This is a genomic window from Vibrio glycogenivorans (assembly GCF_051660965.1).
Classification (GTDB): Bacteria; Pseudomonadota; Gammaproteobacteria; order Enterobacterales; family Vibrionaceae; genus Vibrio.
Map to the genome: position 1 here is coordinate 819548 of NZ_JBPVIS010000001.1, position 25837 is coordinate 845384.

Genomic DNA, 25837 nt, shown 5'->3' on the forward strand with positions numbered 1-25837 from the left:
AATGTTCGGATGGTATTGCAACCCACCTATATAAATCACTATAAAGTGAAAAATAACTGCGCAATATCTCCAAGGATTGTTTTTCTCGCAACACATTTCCTGCGAGTGACAGAATGGAATCAGGCCACCAGCATGGTGGCTGGGAATCATTATTAGAAAGGAATAGACACCTCACAAAGCGACCTAGCGTCCCTATTTCGCGCCCTCGCGCGGAACAAACGTTTGGCTGAGTGCGTCTGCAATTAAATTGGAAGGATGTATCTATGGTAGATAGAGAGCAAAATACACAGGGTCTGTATACTCCTGAGCTGGAGCATGACGCCTGTGGTATCGGTTTTGTTGCTCACCTCAAGAACCGTAAATCACATGACGTCGTAACACAGGCATTGGATATGCTTGCTCGCATGGAGCACCGTGGCGGTCAAGGCTGCGATCCATGCTCGGGTGATGGCGCAGGCATACTCCTGCAAAAACCCCATGAATTCCTCCTCGAAGAAGCGGTCAAGCTTGGTATCAAGCTGCCTTCTTTCGATAAATACGGCGTGGGCGTCGTGCTGTTCCCGAAAGACGAGCACAAACGCGCACAGTGTCGTGACATTTTAGAGCGCAACGCCAAACGCCTTGAGCTGGATGTGATCGGCTATCGCGTACTGCCAACCGACAACTCAATGATTGGTGCCGATCCTCTTAGCACTGAGCCTCAGTTTGAGCATGTGTTTGTCTCAGGCGGCCCTGGCATCACACCTGAAGAGCTTGAGCGCAAGCTATATGTGCTGCGTAACTACACCGTACGCGTCTGTCTAGAGAGCGTGTCGAACATTGGGGATGACTTCTACATCAACTCAATGTCATACAAAACCTTGGTGTATAAAGGTCAGCTAACCACTGAGCAAGTACCGCAGTACTTCCTTGACCTGCAAAACCCAACCATGGTTACGGCGCTAGCGCTGGTTCACTCGCGCTTCTCGACTAACACCTTCCCGAAATGGCGCCTAGCACAGCCTTTCCGTTATATTGCCCACAACGGTGAGATCAACACCGTACGCGGTAACCTGAACTGGATGAAGGCGCGTGAGGCGATCATTGAATCAGACCTGTTTACTCAGGCTGAGATCGATATGCTATTGCCGATCTGTCAAGAGGGCAGCTCGGATTCATCTAACTTCGATATGGCACTAGAGCTCCTAGTTCTTTCTGGTCGCAGCCTGCCACATGCGTTGATGATGATGATCCCTGAGGCGTGGCAAGAAAACAAAAACATGGACCCAACTCGTCGTGCGTTCTACCAGTACCACGCCAATGTGATGGAACCATGGGATGGCCCAGCATCGGTGTGTTTCACTGACGGTGTACAGGTTGGTGCAACGCTTGACCGTAATGGCCTGCGCCCATCGCGCTACACAGTGACCAAAGATGACTTCCTGGTCATGGCCTCTGAGTCTGGCGTGGTTGAGATTGAGCCTGAGAATGTTGAGTTCCGTGGTCGTCTACAGCCAGGCCGTATCTTCGTTGCTGACCTAGAGCAAGGCCGCATCATCTCTGATGAAGAAGTCAAAGACGGCATCGCCAACGCTCAGCCTTACGAGAAATGGGTTAAAGAAAACCTATTGAGCCTGAAAAAGCTGCCAGATGCGAGCAACCAGTTCAGCCAACCATCGGCGGAAAAACTGCTGCACAAACAGCAGGCGTTTGGCGTCAGCTCTGAAGAAATCAACGAGATCATTATCCCAATGGCGAAAGACGCGAAAGAGCCTCTGTCTGCCATGGGTGCCGACTGGCCGCTAGCGGTGCTTTCGCATCAATCTCAGCACCTATCCAACTACTTCAAACAGTTGTTCGCCCAGGTGACCAACCCACCGATCGACCCGATCCGTGAGCGCATGGTAATGTCGCTGAATACTTACCTCGGTAAGGATCAGAACCTACTGGCAGAATCGCCAGAGCACTGTCAAAAAGTCGAGCTAGAGTCGCCAGTTCTGGCTAACTCTGAGCTTGAGAAGCTACGTGCGATCGATAACGAGCACCTGCAAGCGAAAACGCTGGATATCGTGTTCCAAGCGAGCGAAGACCAAGGCAAGCTTGAGCGTGCGCTAAAGCGTATCTGTCAATACGCTGAAGACGCTGTGGTTGATGGTTATTCAATCATCATCCTGACAGACCGCGCAGTGAACTCAAACCACGCAGCCATCCCAGCGATGCTGGCGGTGGGCGCTGTGCACCACCACCTGATCCGCAAGGGTCTACGTGCTAAGTGTGACATCGTGGTTGAGACGGGTGATGCGCGTGAAACGCACCACTTCGCGACTCTGGTTGGTTACGGCGCAAATGCGGTTAACCCATACCTAGTGATCGAGAGCATGGTTGAGCTGCAGCGCATTAAGAAGCTTGATCCTGAAGCCAGCATCCGCGAGCTATTTGATAACTACCGCAAAGCCATCAACGGCGGTCTATTGAAGATCTTCTCCAAAATGGGTATCTCGACCCTGCAGTCGTACCACGGCGCGCAGATCTTCGAGGCGTTGGGTATCAGCAAGTCTGTCGTCGACAAATACTTCACCGGCACCGTATCGCGTATTCAAGGTCTGACTATCGACGATATCGCCAAAGAAGTACTGGTTCGTCATCGTATCGGCTACCCAACTCGCGAGATCCCGGTCCAAGTACTGGATGTCGGCGGCGTATACCAGTGGAAACAGCGTGGTGAGAAACACCTGTTCAACCCAGAGACCATCTCACTGCTGCAAGAGTCAACTCGCAACAAAGACTTTGCTCAGTTTAAGCAGTACGCCAAAGCGGTCGATGACCAAGGCGATAACGCAGCGACCCTGCGCAGCCAGCTTGATTTTGTCAAAAACCCAGCTGGCTCTGTCCCACTAGAGGAAGTCGAGCCTATCGAGAGCATCCTTAAGCGCTTTGCGACTGGTGCAATGTCATTTGGTTCGATCTCGTACGAGGCGCACTCAACCCTAGCCGTGGCGATGAACCGCATTGGCGCGAAATCTAACTCGGGTGAAGGTGGTGAAGATCCAACGCGTTTCGAGCGTAAAGAAAACGGTGATTGGGAGCGCTCTGCGATCAAACAGGTGGCCTCAGGTCGCTTCGGGGTAACCTCTTACTACCTAACTAACTCTGATGAGATTCAGATCAAGATGGCGCAAGGCGCTAAGCCAGGTGAAGGCGGTCAATTGCCAGGTGATAAAGTCGATGACTGGATCGGTGCGACACGTCACTCAACACCAGGGGTTGGTCTGATTTCGCCACCGCCACACCACGATATCTACTCGATCGAGGATTTGGCGCAGCTGATCTTTGATCTGAAGAACGCCAACCGCGATGGTCGCGTTAATGTCAAACTGGTTTCGGAAGCGGGCGTCGGTACGATTGCTTCGGGTGTTGCCAAAGCCAAAGCAGACGTAGTTCTGATCGCTGGCTTTGACGGTGGTACAGGTGCTTCACCTATGTCATCGATTCGCCACACGGGTCTGCCGTGGGAGCTTGGTTTGGCGGAAACGCACCAAACGCTGCTGAAAAACGGCCTGCGTAACCGTATCGTGGTGCAATCTGATGGTCAGATGAAAACGCCACGTGACCTTGCCGTCGCAACGCTACTTGGCGCTGAGGAATGGGGCGTCGCAACTGCAGCGCTTGTAGTTGAAGGCTGTATCATGATGCGTAAGTGTCATAAGAACACCTGTCCTGTTGGTATCGCAACCCAGAACAAAACCCTGCGTGAGCGCTTTGATGGCCGCGTAGAAGATGTGGTGACCTTCTTCCAATACCTTGCAGAAGGTCTGCGTGAGATCATGGCTGAGCTTGGTTTCCGCACCATTGATGAGATGGTCGGTCAATCGCACAAACTTAAAGTTCGTGACGACGTTAACCACTGGAAATACAAGAACCTCGACCTAACGCCAGTGCTACACATCGAGCAGGCGCGTGAAGAAGATGGCGTCTACAACCAGACGGAACAAAACCACAACCTAGAGCAGGTTCTTGACCGTCAGTTGATTCAAGCGGCGATTCCTGCGCTTGAGAAGGGTGAAGCGGTCAACGCTGAGTTCCCAATCATCAACACGGACCGCTCAGCAGGTACCATGCTGTCGAATGAGATCTCCAAGGTCTACAAAGACCAAGGTCTGCCGCAGCCAATGAACGTTAAGTTCACCGGCTCTGCTGGTCAATCGTTTGGTGCTTTCTTAGCGAAAGGCGTCAAGTTTGAGGTTGAGGGTGATGCGAACGACTACTGGGGTAAAGGCCTATCAGGCGGTACCTTGGTGCTCTACCCTGACGCGAAATCAACCATCGTTGCTGAAGACAACATCGTGGTTGGTAACGTGTGTTTCTACGGCGCAACATCGGGTGAGTCTTACATCCGTGGTATGGCTGGCGAGCGCTTCTGTGTGCGTAACTCAGGCGCGAAAGTTGTGGTTGAAGGCGTGGGTGACCACGGCTGTGAATACATGACCGGTGGTGTCGCGGTGATCCTTGGCTCAACAGGTCGCAACTTTGCAGCGGGTATGAGCGGCGGCGTCGCGTACGTATGGGACAAGTCTGGTGACTTTGAAACCAAGCTGAACCCTGAACTTGTCGACCTTGACCCGATCGAAGAGGAAGATCGTCAACTACTCAAAGAGATGCTCACCAAGCAGGTCGAATTCACAGGAAGTGAAGTGGCTCAGTCGTTCCTAGACAACTTTGAAGCCAGCCTAGCGACCATGGTGAAAGTCATGCCACGCGATTACAAAGCAGTACTGCAAAAGCGCAAGGCACAGGAAGAGCAAGCAGCAGAAGCGGAGGCCGTATAATGGGTAAGCCTACTGGATTTTTAGAACATGGTCGCGAGCTGCCAGGTAAGCTCGCTCCTGAGGTTCGTATCGAGAACAACAAAGAGTTTGTCCTTAACGAGGAGTTTGGTGACAAGATCAACACTCAGGCCTCACGTTGTATGGACTGTGGTGTGCCGTTCTGTCACAGCGGTTGTCCGATTGGTAACATCATCCCTGAGTTTAACGATGCGGTGTATCGTGACAGTTGGGAAGAGGCGTGGAATATCCTCAGCTCGACCAACAACTTCCCTGAGTTTACCGGTCGTGTGTGTCCATCGCCGTGTGAGAGCGCGTGTGTTTTGGGGATTAACCAAGACCCAATCACCATCTGTAATATCGAGAAGACGATTGTCGAAACAGCCTATCGTGAAGGCTACGCTAAGCCAAAAACGCCACGCTCGCGCACGGGTAAAACCGTGGCGATCATCGGCTCGGGCCCTGCAGGTCTAGCGGCGGCAGAGCAGCTTAACAGCGCCGGTCACTCTGTGACCGTGTTTGAGCGTGATGAGAAGGTCGGAGGCCTGCTGCGCTTTGGTATCCCTGACTTTAAACTGGGTATGGACATCATTGATCGCAAGGTCGACCTGATGGCTGAGGCCGGAGTGGAGTTCAAAGTAAACCAACACGTTGGCGTTGAAGTTAATGCACAGCAACTGCGTCAAGAGTTTGATGTGGTGCTGCTGACTGGTGGCTCAACCGTGCCGCGCGATCTGCCTGTACCGGGTCGTGAGCTTAAAGGCGTGCATTTTGCGATGGATTTCTTGGCGCAAAACAACCGCCGTGCCAATGACATGGACCTGAAAGGTGAAGAGATCCATGCCAAAGATAAGCATGTGGTGGTGATTGGTGGTGGTGACACTGGCTCAGACTGTGTTGGTACCTCAAACCGCCATAAAGCGGCGAGCATCACTCAGGTTGAGATCATGCCAGTACCGCCGGAGAAGCGCCCGGCAAACATGCCATGGCCACAATACCCAATGATCATGAAGACGACTACCTCGCACGAGGAAGGCTGTGAGCGTCACTGGAACATCCTAACCAAGGAGTTTATCGGTAACGATCAGGGGGAAGTTACTGGTCTGCGTATTGCTGACATCGTGTGGCAAGACGCCAAGCCGGGTGAACGCCCGGGCTTTGAAGAGGTGGCGAACTCTGAGCGCGTGATCCCTTGTGATATGGCGTTCTTGGCCATGGGCTTCTTACACCCAGAGCCAACCGGCGTGCTTGCACAATTGGATATCAAGCTTGATGAGCGCGGCAATGTCGCAACCCAAGACTTCCAAACTAACCAAGCAGGTGTGTTTGCCGCAGGTGATATGCGCACCGGTCAGTCACTGGTTGTGCGTTGTATCAATGAAGGTCGTGAATGTGCTCGTGCGGTGGATGAGTACCTTATGGGTGGCACCAATCTAGAAGCAAAAGCAGACTCGCTGATGCTGTCTGTGTAACTTTCAATTTCCTTCCTTTTTAAATTTGACCAGCCATTTTGGCTGGTCTTTTTTACGTCTCTTTTCTAAAGCAGCACGTCGAATCAGCCAATCTAAAGCTTGATCTTTTCAGATCGCCCATATAATTTGTTAAATTCACGCCAGAGATGGCAACATTATACTTACAATCAAAAGCGCCCTAAGTGGTGAATTTGTTTGAAGAATGATCCATCTACCTCCGTCGTACTAGAAGGTACGTATGCAGTTTGTCGCCTAATAACAAAAATGCGCTTGGCAGCTAAACTTGTCTCAAGAGCAAAAAATAAGACACGGAAGCAGATGGCACAGGGAGAGTTTGCTATGGCGTTATATGACCCTTCATTAGAGAAAGACAACTGTGGCTTTGGCCTCATTGCGCACATGCAGGGTGAAACCAGCCATAAGCTAGTGCGCACCGCGATATCCGCACTGGATCGCATGACCCACCGGGGTGGGATTGCCGCCGATGGTAAAACCGGCGATGGTTGCGGTTTGCTGCTACAAAAGCCCGATACCTATCTGCGCTTAGTCGCCGAAGAGCTCGGCTTTCATCTTGCCAAGCAATACGCCGTTGGCATGGTGTTCCTCAGTCAAGACCCAATCAAGGCCCAGTCGGCGCGCGATATTATCAACAAAGAGCTCGCTCAAGAGACGTTGACCATCTCGGGCTGGCGAGAAGTACCAATCAATTCAGAGGTGCTTGGCCCCATCGCCCTGGCTTCGATGCCGAGTATCCAGCAGGTGTTTATCTCAGCCCCCGCCGGATGGCGAGAGAAAGACGTCGAGCGGCGCCTGTACATTGCCCGGCGCCGAATCGAAAAACAAATCAATGACGATGATGAGTTTTATATCTGTAGTCTGTCGACTCAGGTGGTGGTTTACAAAGGCTTATGCATGCCCGCCGACCTGCCAAGATTTTATCTCGACCTTGCTGATTTGCGGATGGAGTCGGCTATCTGCCTATTCCACCAGCGCTTTTCAACCAATACCCAGCCGCGTTGGCCGCTGGCTCAGCCGTTTCGCTATCTGGCGCACAATGGTGAAATCAACACCATAGAGGGCAACCGCCAGTGGGCACGAGCCCGTGCTTACAAGTTTGCCTCGCCGCTGCTACCCGACTTGCAAACTGCCGCCCCCTTCGTTAACGAGGTCGGCTCTGACTCCTCGAGCCTAGACAATATGCTCGACCTGTTTCTTGCCGGGGGAATGGATATCTTTCGCGCGATGCGCATGCTCGTGCCACCAGCCTGGCAAAACCACCCCGACATGGACCAAGACCTGCGCGCCTTCTACGACTTTAACTCCAAACACATGGAGCCATGGGATGGCCCCGCAGGTATCGTGCTCTCTGATGGACGCTACGCCGCGTGTAATCTTGATCGCAACGGGCTGCGCCCAGCACGTTATGTGATCACCAAGGATAACTTGATCACCCTCGCCTCCGAGGTTGGGATTTGGGATTATGCACCTGATGAGGTCTCTCATAAGGGGCGCGTTGGACCGGGCGAGCTGTTGGTTATCGACACCAAAGAAGCCAAGTTATGGAACTCATCTGAGATAGACAATGATCTCAAATCGCGCCATCCCTACCGCGAGTGGATGCAAAGCAATGTCCAGACCCTAACCCCTCTCACTGAGCTCCCAGATGAGCAGGTCGGTACCCGCAGCTTTGATGATAACCTGCTAAGCACCTATCAAAAGCAGTTTGCCATGACCAATGAAGAGCTGGATCAGGTAGTGCGCGTACTGGGTGACCTCGGTCAAGAGGCCACCGGCTCAATGGGGGATGACACACCGATGGCGGTGCTGTCGTCAAAAGAGCGCTTGATCACCGATTACTTTAGGCAGAAATTCGCTCAGGTGACGAATCCGCCTATCGACCCACTGCGCGAGAAACACGTGATGTCGCTCGCCAGTAGCATTGGCCAAGAGATGAATGTGTTCTGCGAAACCGACGGCCATGCTCACCGCGTGACCTTTAGCTCGCCGGTGCTGCTGTTTTCAGATATGCAGCAACTGCTCGAGCTCGGTGATGAGCACTATCGCAATACGATTCTAGACATTAACTTTGACCCGCAAGAGAGCACCCTCGAAGAGGCGATCATCTCGCTGTGTGATAAAGCGGAACAGGTGGTGCGTGACGGCACGGTACTCGTGGTCCTGTCTGACAGAGCCCTGGTCAAAGGCAAATTGCCTATCCCTGCCGCAATGGCGGTGGGTGCTGTGCAGCGCCGCCTTACTGAGGCGAGCCTACGCTGCGATGCCAACATTGTGGTTGAGACAGCAGCCGCTCGTGATCCGCACCATTTTGCCGTGCTGCTCGGCTTTGGCGCGACCGCTATCTACCCCTACCTCGCCTATGAAGCGCTGGGTAAGGCCATCGACAATGGTGCTCTAAATAAAAGCTATCGTGAGGTGATGCTCAACTACCAAGCCGGGATCAATAAAGGGCTGTTTAAGATCATGTCCAAAATGGGCATCTCTACCGTCGCCTCGTATCGGTGCTCACAATTATTTGAGGCGGTAGGCCTTAGTCAAAACGTGGTTGATTTGTGCTTTAATGGCGTCGCGACCCGCATCGAGGGGGCTGATTTTGTTGATTTTGAGCAAGACCTGCATAACCTAGCGCGCCGTGCATGGGCTAAACGCAAGCCCGTCGAACACGGTGGTCTACTCAAATACGTCCATGGCGGTGAGTTTCATGCCTACAACCCCGATGTGGTCGGCACGCTGCAGACTGCCGTCAAATCCGGGCAAGAGAGCGATTATCAGCGCTTTGCCAAGCAGGTCAATCAGCGCCCGATTGCCATGCTGCGTGACATGTTTAAGCTAAAGCCCGCCCAGACGCCCCTCACCCTCGATAAGATCGAAGCCAACAGCGAGCTGTGCAAGCGCTTTGACTCGGCGGCAATGTCGATTGGTGCTCTCAGCCCAGAGGCTCATGAGGCGCTGGCGATCGCAATGAACCGCCTCGGTGGCTACTCCAACTCAGGTGAAGGTGGCGAGGACCCACGCCGCTTTGGTACAGAGCGTAACTCGCGCATCAAGCAGGTAGCCTCGGGCCGTTTTGGTGTTACACCACACTACCTATCCAACGCAGATGTATTGCAAATTAAGGTCGCACAAGGGGCTAAACCCGGTGAGGGCGGCCAACTCCCTGGTCACAAGGTGACCGCCGAAATCGCCAAACTGCGCTATTCAGTGCAAGGCGTGACGTTGATTTCTCCGCCGCCACACCACGACATCTACTCGATAGAGGATCTCGCCCAGCTGATCTTTGACCTCAAGCAGGTCAACCCCAATGCACTGGTCTCCGTCAAACTGGTTTCAGAGCCAGGGGTGGGCACCATTGCCACTGGTGTGGCTAAGGCGTATGCCGACCTGATCACCATATCTGGTTATGACGGTGGTACCGCTGCTAGCCCACTGACCTCGGTCAAATACGCTGGTAGCCCATGGGAGCTTGGTCTTGCGGAAACCCAGCAGGCGTTGGTCAGCAATGGTCTGCGACATAAGATCCGTTTGCAGGTTGATGGTGGCCTGAAAACGGGGCTCGACGTGGTCAAGGCAGCGATTCTCGGCGCGGAGAGTTTTGGCTTTGGCACAGCGCCTATGGTGGCGATGGGCTGTAAGTTCCTGCGTATCTGTCATCTTAATAACTGCGCCACTGGCGTTGCCACTCAAGATGAAACCCTGCGCAAAGAGTATTTTAAAGGGCTGCCTGAGATGGTAGTTAATTACTTCACCGGCCTTGCTGACGAGGTGCGTGAGCTACTAGCCATGCTCGGTGTTGAGAAGCTCACCGACCTGATTGGTCGCACCGACTTGCTTGAGGTCGTCGATGGGATCACGGCTAAGCAAACCAAACTTGATCTCAGTGGTATCTTAGAAACGCCGCACTCGCCAACTGGGCAGCCGATGTACTGGACAGAACCAAACGCGCCCTTCGATAAAGCCGCGCTTAACCAAACCATCGTCGACGATGCTTACTCAGCGCTTGAACATCAGCAAGCGATAAGCCTTTTTTATCAGGTTCGTAATACCGACCGCTCAGTAGGCGCTCGCCTGTCCGGAGAGGTTGCCAAGCGTTATGGCAATCAAGGATTAGCAGCGAGTCCAATCAAAATTCACCTTGATGGCACTGCTGGCCAGTCTCTCGGGGTATGGAACGCCGGTGGCGTAGAGCTCTATCTCACCGGCGATGCCAATGACTATGTCGGTAAGGGTATGGCTGGAGGTAAGATCGTTATCAAGCCTCATCTAGGTACCGCTTTTCGCTGTAACCAGGCCTCGATCATCGGCAATACCTGCTTGTATGGTGCGACTGGCGGAAAGCTGTTTGCAGCAGGCACAGCCGGTGAGCGCTTTGGCGTGCGCAACTCAGGCACCATTGCGGTGATAGAGGGCGCTGGGGACAACGCTTGTGAGTATATGACCGGTGGCATCATCGCTATTTTGGGTGCAACTGGGGTCAACTTTGGCGCAGGGATGACCGGCGGTTTTGCTTATGTACTGGATGAAAACGATGATTTTACTGGCCGAGTGAATCACGAATCGGTGGAAGCCGTGGCACTGTCTGACCTGTATATCCATCAAGAACACCTGCGCGGACTGATTGCAGAGCACCTTGATGAGACCGGGTCTGTGCATGCGGAGAGTATTCTGGCTAACTTCGATGCCTGGATCCCACGCTTCTACCTAGTCAAACCTAAAGCTGCTGACCTGCGCACCTTACTTGGTCATCAGAGTCGCAGCGCTGCTGAGCTGCGCGTACAAGCCCAGTAATCAAGGAGGATAAGAGCAATGAGCCAGAACGTGTATCAGTTTATTGACGTTAAGCGCGTTGACCCAGCAAAAAAGCCGCTCAATATCCGTAAGATTGAGTTTGTTGAGATTTATGAACCGTTTACCAAGCAGCAAGCCACCGCACAAGCCGATCGCTGCTTGGACTGCGGCAATCCTTATTGTGAATGGAAGTGCCCAGTGCACAACTATATCCCCCAATGGTTAAAGCTTGCCAATGAAGGAAGGATTATCGAGGCGGCAGAGCTTTCCCACCAAACCAACAGCCTGCCTGAAGTGTGTGGTCGTGTCTGCCCGCAAGACCGCCTGTGTGAAGGCTCGTGTACACTCAATGCGGATTTTGGTGCCGTGACGATAGGTAATGTTGAGAAATACATTACCGATAAGGCCTTCGAAATGGGCTGGAAGCCCGACATGTCCAAGGTGGAATGGACCGATAAAAGAGTTGCCGTGATTGGCGCAGGCCCAGCAGGACTGGCCGCAGCCGATATCTTAGTGCGTAATGGGGTCAAACCCGTGGTGTTTGACCGCTACCCAGAGATCGGTGGTCTTCTCACGTTTGGCATCCCCTCATTCAAGCTTGAAAAGTCCGTGATGCAGCATCGGCGCAAGATCTTTACCGAGATGGGGGTTGAGTTTCGCCTCAATGTCGAAGTCGGTAAAGACGTAGCAATGCAGCAACTTATCGACGAGTATGATGCGGTGTTTATTGGTGTGGGTACCTATAAGAATATGCGCGCAAACCTTGATAATGAAGATGCCAAAGGCGTGTATGATGCCCTGCCATTTTTGGTATCTAACACCTACAAGGTCATGGAAATGGCTCATGATAAGCCCTTTATCGATATGGCAGGAAAACGTGTGGTGGTGTTAGGGGGTGGTGATACCGCGATGGACTGTGTGCGCACCTCAATACGCCAAAGCGCGGCGAAGGTGACCTGCGCCTATCGTCGTGATGAAGAAAATATGCCCGGCTCAAGGCGCGAGGTCAAAAATGCGCGTGAAGAGGGCGTGAACTTCTTATTTAACCTGCAACCCGTCGGCATTGAGGTTGATGCGCAGGGGCAGGTCAGTGGCGTAAGAGTGGTCAAAACCGCGTTAGGAGAGCCCGACCAAGCAGGACGCCGACGACCGGAACCTGTCACGGGCAGTGAGCATGTGCTGGAGGCCGATGCGGTGATTATGGCGTTTGGCTTTCAACCCCACCAAATGGCTTGGCTTGAGCCGTATGATGTCGAGATCGATCAGTGGGGCCGAATTAAAGCGCCGAAAAATCAACAGTTTCAATATCAAACCACCAATGCGAAAATCTTCGCTGGCGGTGATGCCGTGCGCGGCTCAGACTTGGTCGTGACCGCAATCGATGAGGGCAGAAAAGCCGCCGAAGGGATCCTCGACTATCTCGAGATCTAATCTTTATCAAGCAATAACCCAACTGGGTTAGAACCATAGGATGCTGGTATGATTAAAACGGTTTTTGTAGCGCTGAGTCTACTCGCGCTGACCGCATGCAGCCAAGGAGTAGAACAGATGACCGATCGCACAGCGCAGCCGTGTGGTGACAAGCCCAATTGTGTCTCGACCATTGATGAGCGAGAAAAGTTCACTCTTGAGCCATTTACACTCAAACAAGGAGTGACATTAGAACAAGTGGAAGAAGTTGCTGTTACTCTTCCTGGCGCTAAGCGCGCTGATAAAGCGGCAGATTACCTGCGCATCGAGTGCACCTCACGGATCATGCGCTTTGTCGATGACTTAGAGCTTAAAATTGACGGTCAAAACCTGATAGTCCGCTCCGAATCACGGGTTGGACACTCCGATTTTGGCGTCAACCGCAAACGTGCTGAGCAGCTGCGCAGCAGACTGAGCGAGGCGGATTTACTTAGCCGATAAAACAAAACCCGAAGCCAAGCTTCGGGTTTTGTTATTAGAGTCTGGCTCTATTGATCGCGATAAACTATTGGTCGCGGTAGACAACCAGGCGTTTAGGTGCAACCTTACCATCGTCGTTGAGTTCACCCACACCGACAAACAGCTTGTTCTCACCCTCACCACCAGTCAGACGCAACGGCCCCTCTGGTGCGCCAAAGACTTGTACCGGCTGACCGTGTTGGACCATATCCACTAACTCAGGAACCAAGTTGACTTCAGGTAAGTCCTGAACTGCGGTATCCATTGGTAATAGCAGAGGATCAAGCAGCTCACGTGGCGCTTTATCTTCGCGGTGTGCCTGCTCAAGCAGCTCGTTGAGTTGCTCAAGGGTCACCATGCTCTCGTATGGGTACTTAGCAACGGCAGTACGACGCAGCATAGTCACGTGTGCGCCACAGCCAAGCATCTCACCAAGATCATCGACGATAGTGCGGATGTAAGTGCCCTTAGAGCAGTGCACTTCCATTTCAACCTCATCGCCCTCAAAGCGGTGTAAGATGATCTCATACACAGTGATCTTGCGCGCTTCACGCGGAACCTCAATACCTTGACGAGCGTACTCGTAGAGAGGCTTACCTTGATACTTAAGTGCCGAGAACATTGACGGTACTTGGTCCGATTCACCACGGAACTTATCGATGCACGCTTCAAGCTTAGCCAGGTCGACATCGATAGGACGCGTCTCAACCACTTCACCATCAGAGTCTGAGGTATTGGTGCGCTCACCAAGCTTAGCGATCACGCGGTAGCGCTTATCTGAGTCCAATAGGAACTGAGAAAACTTGGTCGCTTCACCCAAACAGATTGGCAGCATGCCCGTCGCAAGCGGGTCAAGTGCGCCTGTGTGACCGGCTTTTTCAGCAAAATAGATACGCTTTACTTTCTGCAGCGCGTCGTTCGATGAAATGCCCGTTGGCTTATCCAGTAGGATCACCCCGTTGACTGGACGACCTTTACGACGACGTGCCATTAGCTCTCTTCTCCTGATGAAGCCTCGTCATCATTGCCACGACCCGCTTCTTCAATCTTACGCTTGTCTTCGTTGACGATCTCAGACACAAGGTTAGACATGCGCATGCCGTCAACCAAGGTGCTGTCGTAGAAGAAACGCACTTCAGGCGTTAGGCGTAGACGGATGCGCTTACCCAGCATCATGCGGATGTGCACTTCGTGCTCACGCAGCGCTTCTAGGCAAGACTCAGGCGTTTGCTCACCGACGCACAGGAAGGTCACAAACACTTTGGCATATGCTAGGTCACGAGAAACCTCAACGTCAGAAATCGTCACCATACCAAGGCGAGAATCACGCACCTCGCGCTGTAGGATCAACGCCAATTCTTTTTGCAGCTGCTGTGCAACACGCTGCGTGCGGCTAAATTCTTTAGACATAAATTTTTATTACTCTCAATTAGCAAGAATGGGGGGATGGTAAATACCAGCCCCCCATGGTGTATTCAACAACCAATCACTAAGTATCTAACAAGATAACATTAGTAATTTTTGTCAATTAGTCCAGAGTACGTTTAACTTCGACAATCTCGAAGACTTCGATCTGGTCACCAACGCGAACATCATTGTAGTTCTTAACGCCGATACCACACTCGTAGCCGTTCTTAACTTCTTGAACGTCATCTTTAAAGCGACGTAGTGACTCAAGTTCACCTTCGTAGATAACCACGTTATCACGTAGAACGCGAATTGGGTTGTTACGCTTAATCAGACCTTCAGTAACCATACAACCTGCGATTGCACCAAGTTTAGGCGACTTGAACACGTCACGAACTTCAGCAAGACCAATGATCTCTTGCTTGAATTCTGGTGCAAGCATACCGCCCATCGCTTGTTTCACTTCGTCGATTAGCTGGTAGATGATTGAGTAGTAACGTAGATCAACGCTTGCAGCTTCAATCGCACGACGAGCAGATGCATCAGCACGAACGTTAAAGCCAAGGATGATAGCGTTAGACGCCTCAGCCAGTACGGCATCAGTCTCAGTGATACCACCAACACCAGAACCAACGATGTTCACTTTCACTTCGTCAGTTGACAGTTTCAGTAGTGAGTCTGCAATCGCTTCCACAGAACCCTGTACGTCCGCTTTCAGTACCACGTTTAGTTCAGCAACTTCGCCTGCAGCCATGTTAGAGAACATGTTCTCTAGTTTAGATTTCTGCTGACGCGCTAGCTTAACTTCACGGAACTTACCAGCACGGTAGTTGGCTACTTCACGCGCTTTACGCTCATCACGTACAACCGTCGCTTCGTCACCCGATGCAGGTACACCAGAAAGACCTAGGATCTCAACTGGGATAGATGGACCGGCTTCTGTGATCTCTTTACCTAGCTCGTCGCGCATTGCACGAACGCGGCCGTATTCTTGACCACAAAGAACGATGTCGCCCTTGTTCAGCGTACCTGATTGAACCAGTACGGTTGCCACTGGACCACGGCCTTTATCAAGACGTGACTCAACCACAACGCCAGATGCCATACCTTCTTTCACAGCCGTCAGCTCAAGAACCTCAGACTGAAGTAGGATAGCTTCTAGTAGACCATCGATGTTAGTACCCTGCTTCGCAGAGATGTGAACAAACATGTTCTCACCGCCCCACTCCTCAGGAATAACGTCGTACTGAGCAAGCTCGTTCTTAACGTTATCTGGGTTCGCATCTTCTTTATCGATCTTGTTTACCGCAACGATTAGAGGAACCTCTGCCGCTTTCGCGTGCTGGATTGCTTCAACCGTTTGTGGCATCACGCCATCGTCCGCTGCAACCACAAGAACAACGATATCCGTTGCTTGTGCACCACGAGCACGCATTGCTGTAAAGGCCGCGTGTCCTGGAGTATCCAGGAAGGTGATCATGCCGTTATCCGTTTCTACGTGGTATGCACCAATGTGCTGGGTAATACCACCCGCTTCGCCTGAAGCAACGTGTGTACGACGAATGTAGTCCAGTGTTGAGGTCTTACCGTGGTCAACGTGACCCATGATGGTAACAACCGGTGCACGAGGTGATACTTCTGCATCGTTATCACGATCAGATAGAACCGCTTCTTCAAGCTCGTTCTCTTTACGCAGAATCACCTTATGGCCCATTTCTTCCGCTACAAGTTGAGCAGTTTCTTGGTCAATCACTTGGTTGATGGTTGCCATTGCACCCATCTTCATCATCACTTTGATAACTTCTGTCGCTTTAACCGACATCTTGTTAGCAAGCTCAGAAACAACGACTGTCTCGCCGATAACAACGTCAGATTTCGCTACTGTGGCTGACTTGTCAAAACCGTGCTGCATTGAAGCAGGTTTTGCTGGTTTCGCTAGTTTGCCTTTACGGCCACCGCGCGCGCCACGTGCATTACGGTTCTGGTCGTTAGAAGTTGCTTTCTTCTTCTTCTTACGACGAGAACCACCTTCTTCACGGCGATCAGCTTCATCTTCAGCTTCACGAGCGTAGGCCGAAGTTGTTACATGGTAATCTGTATTTTCCATACTACCCTTTTTCTTTTCTTCTGCAGACCAACGCTCTTTGTTCTTCTCTGCCATTTCGCGTGCTTCTTCAAGCTGGCGCTGACTTTCCTCTTCAGCTTTACGTTGAGCTTCTTCTTCCTGACGTCGTTTTAGCTCATCGGCTTCTTTTTGCGCTGCTTCTTGCTTCAATTTATCTTCCGACGATGGCTTCGCAGATTCTACTGCTTGGCGCTTCGCCTTCTCTTCTGCGTCACGTTTGGCTTTTTCTTCTGCGTCACGTTTCGCTTTTTCGTCTGCTTCACGCTTGGCTTTTTCTTCAGCTTCACGTTTTGCTTTTTCTTCAGCTTCGCGCTTGGCTAGCTCTTCAGCCTCGCGTTTTGCCGTTTCTTCCGCTAGGCGCTTCGCTTCTTCTTCCGCGGCGCGCTTCGCTTCATCTTCGATGGAGCTACGTTTAACGTAGGTGCGCTTCTTGCGCACTTCAACCTGAACATCCTTACTCTTACCACCACCAGCATTAACACTTAGTGTACTACGCTTTTTGCGTTGTAGAGTCAAACGAGTTGGTTGAGCTTCACCCGACGTATCACCGTGTTCACGCTTAAGGTGAGTAAGCAGTTGTTGCTTCTCATCTTCTGAAACAGTGTCCGTGTCCGTTTTTTTCATTCCTGCATCAGCAAGTTGCTCTACTAAGCGTTCAACTGGCGTACCAATCTCTTCACTTAAGGCCTTTACTGTGACTTCTGTCATGTAGCTCCCTCCTCGCTGAAATTATGCTTCTTCGCCGAACCAACAGATGTTACGCGCAGCCATGATTAGCTCGCCCGCACGCTCTTCGGTTAGGCCTTCAATACCTTCTAAATCGTCAATACCTTGGTCAGCGAGATCTTCTAGAGTAACCACACCTTTTGCAGCTAGTTTGAACGCCATTTCGCGCTCAAGGCCTTCAAGGCCCAATAGATCGTCTGCTGGCTCTAGACCGTCAAAAGACTCTTCTTGTGCAAGTGCTAGTGTCGTCAGTGCATCTTTCGCACGGCTACGTAGCTCTTCAACGAGGTCTTCGTCTAGGCCTTCTACTTCAAGCAGTTCGTTTACAGGAACGTACGCTACTTCTTCAAGTGTTGAGAAACCTTCTTCCACCAGCATCTCAGCAAAATCTTGCTCGATGTCTAGGTGCTTCATAAAGTTGTCGATCGACGCTTGAGACTCTTCTTGGTGCTTCTTCTGCAGGTCTTCAACCGTCATTACGTTTAGCGTCCAACCCGTTAGTTGTGAAGCTAGACGTACGTTCTGACCGCTGCGACCGATAGCTTGAGCAAGGTTATCGGCTTCAACCGCGATATCCATTGAGTTTGCATCTTCATCGACGATGATCGATGCCACGTCCGCTGGTGCCATTGCATTGATAACAAATTGCGCTGGGTTATCATCCCAAAGTACGATATCGATACGTTCGCCACCCAGTTCGCCAGAAACAGCTTGAACACGGGCACCACGCATACCAACACACGCACCCACAGGGTCAATGCGCTTGTCGTTGGTTTTCACCGCGATTTTAGCACGAGAACCAGGATCGCGGGCAGCACCTTTTAGTTCAATCAGCTCTTCACCAATCTCAGGGACTTCAACGCGGAATAGCTCAGCCAGCATTTCAGGCTTAGAGCGAGTGATAAACAACTGGAAGCCACGCGCTTCTGGTGCAACGCGGTAAAGTAGACCACGTACTCGGTCACCTGGACGGAAGTTTTCACGTGGCAGTTGATCGTCACGTAGGATAACCGCTTCTGCGTTGTTACCTAGGTCTAGGATCACGGTGTCGCGGTTAACTTTCTTAACCACGCCCGTTACTAGTTCACCTTCGTTGTCGATGAACTGCTCAACGATCTGCGCGCGCTCAGCTTCACGTACTTTTTGTACGATCACTTGCTTGGCAGTTTGAGTGGTAATACGGTCAAAGGTTACTGACTCGATGTCATCTTCGATGAACTCACCCAGTTCGATGTTCTCATCTTCAAAGCGTGCCGCTTCAAACGAGATCTCACGGGTTGGGTTTTCAACTTCTTCAACCACTTCCCAACGACGGAAAGTTTCGAATTCACCGGTTTTACGATCGATCTCAACGCGAACTTCGATTTCGATTTCGTATTTTTTCTTAGTAGAAGTCGCAAGTGCGATCTCCAGCGCTTCAAAGATGCGCTCACGAGGTACCGCTTTCTCGTTAGAAACCGCTTCAACTACCGCTAAAATTTCTTTGCTCATTTATCTAGCCTCTTAAGCTCAATTTCTCTAGGAGAACTAAAATTTCGGGATAAGGTTGGCTTTTGAGATGTTACTCAAAACAAACTCTTCATTCTGTCCTTCAACAGCTACCGTGATGGTCTCGCCATCCACAGCGTGGATCGTGCCTTTCCACTTACGGCGGTTGCCCACGGCCATCTTCAAGACAAGATTTACCTCGTGACCAATAAACTGTTCATAGTGAGCCGCTTTAAATAGCGGTCTTTCTAGTCCTGGAGAAGACACCTCTAAGCTATAAGCGACAGAAATAGGATCTTCAACATCCAATACTGCACTCACTTGGTGGCTAACTTCCGCGCAATCGTCAACATTGATGCCATTCTCGTGGTCAATAAAGATGCGCAGTGTTGAGTGTTGGCCCGCACGAATAAACTCGATGCCAACCAGTTCATAGCCTGAAGCTTCCACTGGCGCTTCAAGCATTTCAGTAAGTTGTCGCTCTAAACCTGTCATTTAGACGTACTCCAGAAACAAAAAAAGGGCATAAGAGCCCAATTTAAATTCCATGCATTATCCGAATTTACAAAATTCAGATAACAAAAAACCCCGAAAGTCGGGGTTTTTTGTTGCTGGACCCTGATAGATTGAGTATGACCCAATCTGCAGTGACGCGCACTGCCAAACTTGCAATATCTTAACTGGCGTGTCACTCAATTAAGATTTGGTTGCGGGGGCCGGATTTGAACCGACGACCTTCGGGTTATGAGCCCGACGAGCTACCAAGCTGCTCCACCCCGCGTCCGACTTGCCGAGCATTATATACTCAGTTTACAAGTTTGTAAAAAATGGTGCCGAGAGAGGGACTCGAACCCTCACACCAAAGGCACTAGCACCTCATGCTAGCGTGTCTACCAATTTCACCATCTCGGCACAAAGCTAATTAAAGCTTCAATTATTGTGGAATTTCGTCGCCGCTTTCAGCAGGGATGTCATTCGCACTGTCATCAGCTTGCTGGATAACTTGACCTTGCGTTGGGTCAATCCAGTTAGATTCAGGCTTATGCGTTGACATATTGCCTAGAACCAAGCTAATCACAAAGAATACAGTTGCAAATAATGCAGTCATTCGAGTTAGGAAGTTACCTGATCCCGATGCACCAAAAACAGTGTTTGAAGCACCAGAGCCGAAAGAAGCTCCCATATCTGCGCCTTTACCTTGTTGAATCAACACAAGGCCAATGACACCAAGCGCCGCCAACAGATAAATCACAAGTAGAACCTGAAACATATTTTCCACCTATGTCTAAATTGTTCAGCTAAATACGCTTTGAGTTCATCATGAACACCAGCGTCAAACAAGCACCCTCCTCTCTGGAGGCGGAGCCAATACTAGCCGAACCGTCATACCCTGACAAGCGATATTTCACAAAAAAGTGCAATACCGCCGTCAAGTGCTCAAAATATCGACGTTAAGACCTATTTTCAGCCTAACGTCGATAGAATATAGCTAAAAATTAGCAACTTGCTCGAACAGCGTCGGCAATCTTAGTTGCGCTTGCTTGTACCAACTCTGCATCCTCACCCTCGACCATTACACGGATCAAAGGCTCAGTGCCAGACTTGCGCAGCAACACTCGACCTTTGTCACCAAGTTGCGCCTCAACCTCTTCAGTGGCACTTTGGACTGCTTGCGCCTCGAGTGGGTTTGAGTCACCAGCAAAGCGGACGTTTTCCAGTACTTGAGGGTATAGCGTCATGCCTTGAGACAGCTCGTTAAGCGTCATGTGACTGCCGACGACAGAGGCCAGTACCTGCAGCGCGGCCACAATCGCATCGCCTGTGGTCACCTTATCAAGCAAGATAACGTGGCCTGAGTTCTCAGCACCAATCTTCCAGCCGCGCTCAAGCAGTTGCTCCATCACGTAGCGATCGCCGACCGCGGCGCGCGCAAATGGGATACCGAGCTGTTTAAGGCCATTTTCCATACCCAGATTGGTCATCAGTGTGCCAACCACACCGCCTTTCAGCTCACCACGACGCAGCGCATCACGGGCAATGATGTAGGCAATTTGGTCACCGTCAATCTTGTTACCTAGGTGATCAACCATCATGATACGGTCGCCATCCCCATCAAAGGCAAGGCCAAGGTCCGCCTGCTCAGCAACAACACGCTGCTGCAGAGCGCGCACATCGGTCGCTCCGACCTCGTGATTGATGTTGGTGCCGTTTGGCTCAACACCCATCGCAATCACTTCTGCACCCAGCTCAGAGAAGACCGACGGAGCGATATGGTAAGTCGCACCATGCGCACAGTCGACCACAATCTTAAGGCCTTTTAGGCTCAGGGCGTGCGGGAAGGTGCTCTTACAAAATTCAATATAGCGGCCAGCCGCGTCATTCAGACGTGTGGCCTTACCCAGCAGTGAAGACTCCACACACTCGATCTCTTTATCGAGTTCCGCCTCAATCGCCAACTCAACCTCGTCTGGTAGCTTGGTGCCCTCAGCCGAGAAGAACTTAATGCCGTTGTCGTAAAACGGGTTGTGTGAGGCTGAAATCACAATCCCCGCTTCCGCGCGGAAAGTTTGGGTCAGGTAGGCAACCGCAGGGGTTGGCATTGGACCGGTGAAGGTTGCTTTCAGACCCGCAGCCGCAAGACCGGCTTCCAACGCAGACTCCAGCATATAGCCAGAGATACGCGTATCTTTACCAATAATGACCTTCTTGGTGCCCTGCTTGGCGAGGACGCGACCTGCAGCCCAGCCAAGTTTTAGGACAAAATCTGGCGTGATTGGGTACTGACCTACCTTACCACGCACACCATCGGTGCCAAAATAACGTCGTGTATTAGACATAGTAATAACCTTCGTTGTTAATCGTTGTGTATTATTATCGGCGCAGACTTACGACAAGCTTAAGTCTAACGCTCTGAATTTCTGGCCTGTTTTAGCATAGTGACAATCTTCATCGCCTCTACCGTTTCCTCAACATCGTGCACGCGAATGATCTGCGCGCCTTTCATCGCAGCAATGGTCGCGCACACCACGCTGCCATTGACGCTTTGTACCGGTGCTTTATCGAGCAGCTTAAAAATCATCGACTTTCTCGACATCCCCGCCAAAAGAGGTAGGCCCAACTGATGGAAACACTCCAGTTGGTCTAACAGCTGATAGTTGTGCTCAAGCGTCTTACCAAAGCCAAAGCCTGGGTCTAAGATCAGCTTATCTTTACCAAGACCGGCTTGCTCACACGCAGCGACGCGCTCGTTCAGGAATTCGCTGACGTCCTGCAGTAAATCATGATATTCCGGGTTATGCTGCATAGTGCGCGGCTGACCCTGCATATGCATAAGGCATACAGGGACCTGATACTCAGCAGCAACAGCCAGCGCACCGGGCTCTTGCAGGGCGCGAACATCATTGATCAGGTCTGCACCACTCTCAAGTGCTTGGCGCATCACCTCAGCCTTGCTGGTATCGATGGAGATCCAAATATCTGGGTAAGATTGGCGGATTGCTTTAATCGCTGGGATCACCCGAGCCAGCTCTTCCTCAAGCATCACATCAGGTGCACCTGGGCGAGTAGACTCGCCACCAATATCAATGATACTGACACCCGCGTCAATCATTGCCTTGGTTTGTGCTAATGCTGACTCTAGTGAGTTGTATTGACCACCGTCAGAGAAAGAATCAGGCGTGACATTGAGGATACCCATGACTCGGGGTGAGGATAAATCGAGTGTTTTGTGTTTGGATTGAATAAACATAATCGCTAAATAGACAAAAACCCCGAGCATGTCGGGGTTTGATTGTGAGTTAACTCAATGAGCGTTAGTCAGCATCTTGGTCGCTTGACGGCTCTTGGGTTGGCTTCGCTTCAGGCTTACTCTCTGGCTGAGCTTGCTCAGCAGGTTTCGCTTCTGCAGCTTGTGCAGGTGCCTCAGACTGCGCTTTCGCTTGATCACCCCAACCAGCAGGCTCGCGGATGTCGTCTTTACGATCCATCAGATCATCAATCTGACCCGCATCGATGGTCTCATACTTCATCAACGCATCTTTCATCGAGTGCATGATATCCATGTTGTCTTCTAGGATTTGCTTCGCTCGGTCGTAGTTGCGATCAATGATTTGACGGATTTCGTTGTCAATCAGCTTAGCGGTGTCATCTGACATATGCTTGGTCTGGGTCACGCTGCGGCCAAGGAAAACCTCGCCCTCTTCTTCTGCGTAGAGCAGTGGACCAAGTTTATCCGAGAAGCCCCACTGAGTGACCATCTTACGCGCAATATCAGTTGCTCGCTCGATATCGTTCGAAGCACCCGTTGAGACCTTGTCAGAACCGTAGATCAGCTCTTCTGCTAGACGACCACCATAAAGACTCGAGATCATCGACTCTAGGTGCTGGCGAGACATGCTCACACGATCTTGCTCCGGCAGATACATGGTCACACCCAGTGCACGACCGCGTGGGATGATAGACACCTTGTACACAGGATCATGCTCAGGCACCAGGCGGCCGACAATCGCGTGTCCCGCTTCGTGGTAGGCAGTTGACTCTTTGGTCTCTTCTGACATCACCATAGAGCGGCGCTCTGCACCCATCATGATTTTGTCTTTCGCCAGTTCAAACTCGACCATAGAGACATTGCGCTTGTTACCGCGCGCTGCAAACAGTGCCGCTTCGTTAACTAAGTTTGCTAAGTCCGCACCTGAGAAACCCGGTGTACCACGCGCAATCAAAGATGGCTCAACGTCACCAGCCAGTGGTACTTTACGCATGTGTACTTTAAGGATTTGCTCACGTCCGCGCACATCAGGCAGACCAACCACGACTTGACGGTCAAAACGACCTGGACGCAGTAGTGCAGGGTCAAGCACGTCAGGACGGTTGGTTGCCGCGATAACGATGATACCTTCGTTACCCTCGAAACCATCCATCTCAACCAGCATTTGGTTTAGGGTTTGCTCACGCTCATCGTGACCACCACCAACACCCGCGCCACGCTGACGACCTACGGCATCGATTTCATCGATAAAGATGATACAAGGTGCAGCTTTCTTCGCCTGCTCGAACATGTCACGCACACGAGATGCACCGACACCAACGAACATTTCAACGAAGTCTGAGCCTGAGATAGTAAAGAATGGAACTTTCGCTTCACCCGCAATCGCTTTTGCAAGTAACGTTTTACCAGTACCTGGAGGACCAACCATCAATACGCCGGTTGGAATCTTACCACCCAGCTTTTGGAAACGGCTTGGGTCACGCAGGTAATCCACCAGCTCCTTCACGTCTTCTTTCGCTTCGTCACAACCAGCAACGTCGCTAAAGGTGGTTTTGATTTGCTCTTCGCTCATCATGCGCGCCTTGCTCTTACCGAACGACATCGCGCCTTTGCCACCACCGCCTTGCATCTGACGCATGAAGAAAATCCACACACCGATCAACAAGATCATTGGGAACCAAGAGATGAAAATCGAGCCAAGCAGGCTTTGCTCTTCAGGTGGGGTGCCCTGAACTTTCACGTTTTGGTTAATCAAATCATCCAGCAGTTTTTGGTCATACACTGGCATGTAAGTTACAAAGCGAGTGCCATTACCTCTACGCGTAAAGGTAATTTCACTGTCTTTAAAGGTTGCTTCCTGAATCTGGCCTTGGCCAACATCCTGTACAAACGCGGTGTAGTCTACTGTTCTGCTATTGCCGTCTCCAGGGCCAAAGCTCTGGAAAACCGTCATTAGTACGACAGCGATTACTAGCCACAGAATTAAATTTTTTGCCATGTCACTCAAGGTGTCAGCCTCTCGATAACTAATTGTAATTAAAGGTAGGGTACTACAGTTTATTGGCTGTAGCTATAGTGTTAACTCTCGCCAGCAAGGGCAAAATAGTTAGCCTTTGTAACCGGTGGCTACAATAAATACTTCACGAGAACGTGCTCGTGATGAATCTGGTTTTCGCACCTTAACGGTTTTAAACATCTCACGTATTTCCTTTACGTACTGGTCAAAGCCCTCTCCCTGGAAGACCTTAACAACAAAGCTACCATTAGTGGCTAGAACTTGTCGACACATATCCAGCGCTAACTCTACCAAGTACATCGCTCTGGGCTGATCGACCGAGTTGTTACCCGCAATATTGGGAGCCATATCAGACATTACTACGTCAACCATCGACGGTTGGATTCTTTCTAGCAGAGCCTCAAGTACGGCATCGTCACGAAAATCGCCCTGAAGGAAACTCACGCCTGCTATTGGGTCCATCGGCAGCAAATCACACGCAATGATCTGTCCCGCATCACCGACAATTTTAGCAGCATATTGTGACCATCCCCCAGGCGCAGCGCCAAGGTCCACCACCGTCATGCCGGGTTTAAGCAGCTTGTCTTTTGTTTGGATCTCTTCCATCTTGAAGTACGCGCGCGAACGGTAACCCTTTTTGCGTGCTTCATTCGCGTACTTGTCATCGAAGTGTTCCTTCAACCAGCGACCAGAGCTGGCCGAGTGCTTTTGTTTACTCATTCTATTCCCAGTAAGGCACCAAACGGAGCGATTGTATCAACAGTCCAATCCTCACACTCTAGGTTGGAGAAGCAGCGCAGTTATTGACAGGGTCATTAACTAACATGATAGTCTAACTATGCAATTATGGTAAAAAAACCAATTATTTATTTGCTAAAAGTGGGCGCCACAACCTTAAGCGCAATGAGGATTGGGTCAATAAATTATAGTCTTCCACCATAGATGGCGTTAAAATACCGCTTTTCAACCCTAAGACTAAAGAAAATTGGCCGCGTAATGAACCTAAGCACTAAACAAAAGCAGCATCTAAAAGGCCTAGCACACTCTCTAAAACCAGTTGTGCTACTTGGCGCAAATGGACTGACAGAGGCTGTTCTAGCGGAAATTGAAATTGCTCTCAACCACCACGAGTTGATCAAGGTAAAAGTCGCATCGGAAGACCGTGAGACAAAGAACCTGATCATCGATGCTATCGTGCGTGAAACCGGCGGCGAGAAAGTACAGACTATCGGTAAAACACTGGTACTGTACCGCCAAACCGAAGAGCGTAAAATCGAGCTGCCGCGCAAGTAATCAAATTAC

At 51.1% G+C, this 25837-nt stretch carries 16 protein-coding genes and 2 tRNA genes; 6 read left to right on the forward strand and 12 right to left on the reverse strand.

Annotated elements, in window-relative coordinates:
- Positions 1-263 precede the first annotated feature (263 nt).
- The 5 genes from gltB (ACSTTG_RS03675) to ACSTTG_RS03695 all read left to right on the forward strand — a co-directional run bounded on the left by gltB (ACSTTG_RS03675) (position 264) and on the right by ACSTTG_RS03695 (position 12988).
- Positions 264-4805: a glutamate synthase large subunit gene (gene gltB, locus ACSTTG_RS03675; protein WP_438473809.1), complete on the forward strand. Its 4542-nt coding sequence runs from the start codon at positions 264-266 to the stop codon at positions 4803-4805.
- Entirely contained in the window at positions 4805-6274 is a 1470-nt protein-coding gene (locus ACSTTG_RS03680) for a glutamate synthase subunit beta (RefSeq protein WP_438473810.1), read from the forward strand. The genes gltB (ACSTTG_RS03675) and ACSTTG_RS03680 overlap by 1 nt, the downstream gene beginning before the upstream one ends.
- A 339-nt stretch (positions 6275-6613) precedes the next feature.
- Positions 6614-11077 carry a glutamate synthase large subunit gene (gltB, locus tag ACSTTG_RS03685; RefSeq protein WP_438473811.1) on the forward strand — a complete coding sequence of 1488 codons (4464 nt, stop codon included), beginning with the start codon at positions 6614-6616 and terminating at the stop codon, positions 11075-11077.
- An 18-nt stretch (positions 11078-11095) separates the two neighbouring features.
- Complete coding sequence (locus tag ACSTTG_RS03690) at positions 11096-12508, forward strand: FAD-dependent oxidoreductase (protein ID WP_438473812.1); 1413 nt, start codon at positions 11096-11098, stop codon at positions 12506-12508.
- A 48-nt stretch (positions 12509-12556) separates the two neighbouring features.
- Entirely contained in the window at positions 12557-12988 is a 432-nt protein-coding gene (locus ACSTTG_RS03695; protein ID WP_438473813.1) for a DUF1499 domain-containing protein, read from the forward strand.
- 64 nt (positions 12989-13052) lie between these two features.
- Here ACSTTG_RS03695 and truB read toward each other — a convergent pair whose 3' ends face one another.
- The 12 genes from truB to rlmE form a co-directional block, all read right to left on the reverse strand.
- Positions 13053-13997 (reverse strand): tRNA pseudouridine(55) synthase TruB, encoded by a 945-nt coding sequence (truB, locus tag ACSTTG_RS03700; RefSeq protein WP_438473814.1) that lies wholly within the window; start codon positions 13995-13997, stop codon positions 13053-13055.
- On the reverse strand, positions 13997-14416 hold the full coding sequence (rbfA, locus tag ACSTTG_RS03705; RefSeq protein WP_438459096.1) for a 30S ribosome-binding factor RbfA: 420 nt from the start codon (positions 14414-14416) through the stop codon (positions 13997-13999). The genes truB and rbfA overlap by 1 nt, the downstream gene beginning before the upstream one ends.
- 118 nt (positions 14417-14534) lie before the next feature.
- On the reverse strand, positions 14535-17246 hold the full coding sequence (gene infB / locus ACSTTG_RS03710; RefSeq protein WP_438473815.1) for a translation initiation factor IF-2: 2712 nt from the start codon (positions 17244-17246) through the stop codon (positions 14535-14537).
- A gap of 21 nt (positions 17247-17267) precedes the next feature.
- Complete coding sequence (gene nusA / locus ACSTTG_RS03715; protein ID WP_438459098.1) at positions 17268-18755, reverse strand: transcription termination factor NusA; 1488 nt, start codon at positions 18753-18755, stop codon at positions 17268-17270.
- A 36-nt stretch (positions 18756-18791) separates the two neighbouring features.
- Positions 18792-19247, reverse strand: a complete 456-nt coding sequence (gene rimP / locus ACSTTG_RS03720; RefSeq protein ID WP_438459099.1) for a ribosome maturation factor RimP — start codon at positions 19245-19247, stop codon at positions 18792-18794.
- 209 nt (positions 19248-19456) lie between these two features.
- Positions 19457-19533 (reverse strand) — tRNA-Met (locus ACSTTG_RS03725).
- 47 nt (positions 19534-19580) lie between these two features.
- A tRNA-Leu gene (locus ACSTTG_RS03730) sits at positions 19581-19664 on the reverse strand.
- Between the two features lie 22 nt (positions 19665-19686).
- Positions 19687-20022, reverse strand: a complete 336-nt coding sequence (secG, locus tag ACSTTG_RS03735; RefSeq protein WP_438459100.1) for a preprotein translocase subunit SecG — start codon at positions 20020-20022, stop codon at positions 19687-19689.
- Positions 20023-20248: 226 nt separating this feature from the next.
- On the reverse strand, positions 20249-21589 hold the full coding sequence (glmM, locus tag ACSTTG_RS03740) for a phosphoglucosamine mutase (RefSeq protein WP_438473816.1): 1341 nt from the start codon (positions 21587-21589) through the stop codon (positions 20249-20251).
- A gap of 65 nt (positions 21590-21654) precedes the next feature.
- A complete protein-coding gene (gene folP / locus ACSTTG_RS03745; protein WP_438473817.1) occupies positions 21655-22500 on the reverse strand; it encodes a dihydropteroate synthase in 846 nt (281 codons plus the stop codon).
- Between the two features lie 64 nt (positions 22501-22564).
- Positions 22565-24517, reverse strand: coding sequence for an ATP-dependent zinc metalloprotease FtsH (gene ftsH, locus ACSTTG_RS03750; RefSeq protein ID WP_438473818.1), 1953 nt, complete (start codon positions 24515-24517; stop codon positions 22565-22567).
- Positions 24518-24625: 108 nt separating this feature from the next.
- Entirely contained in the window at positions 24626-25255 is a 630-nt protein-coding gene (gene rlmE / locus ACSTTG_RS03755) for a 23S rRNA (uridine(2552)-2'-O)-methyltransferase RlmE (protein ID WP_438473819.1), read from the reverse strand.
- A 276-nt stretch (positions 25256-25531) separates the two neighbouring features.
- Between rlmE and yhbY the strand changes: the two genes are divergently transcribed.
- Positions 25532-25828: a ribosome assembly RNA-binding protein YhbY gene (gene yhbY, locus ACSTTG_RS03760; protein ID WP_438459105.1), complete on the forward strand. Its 297-nt coding sequence runs from the start codon at positions 25532-25534 to the stop codon at positions 25826-25828.
- Positions 25829-25837 lie beyond the last annotated feature (9 nt).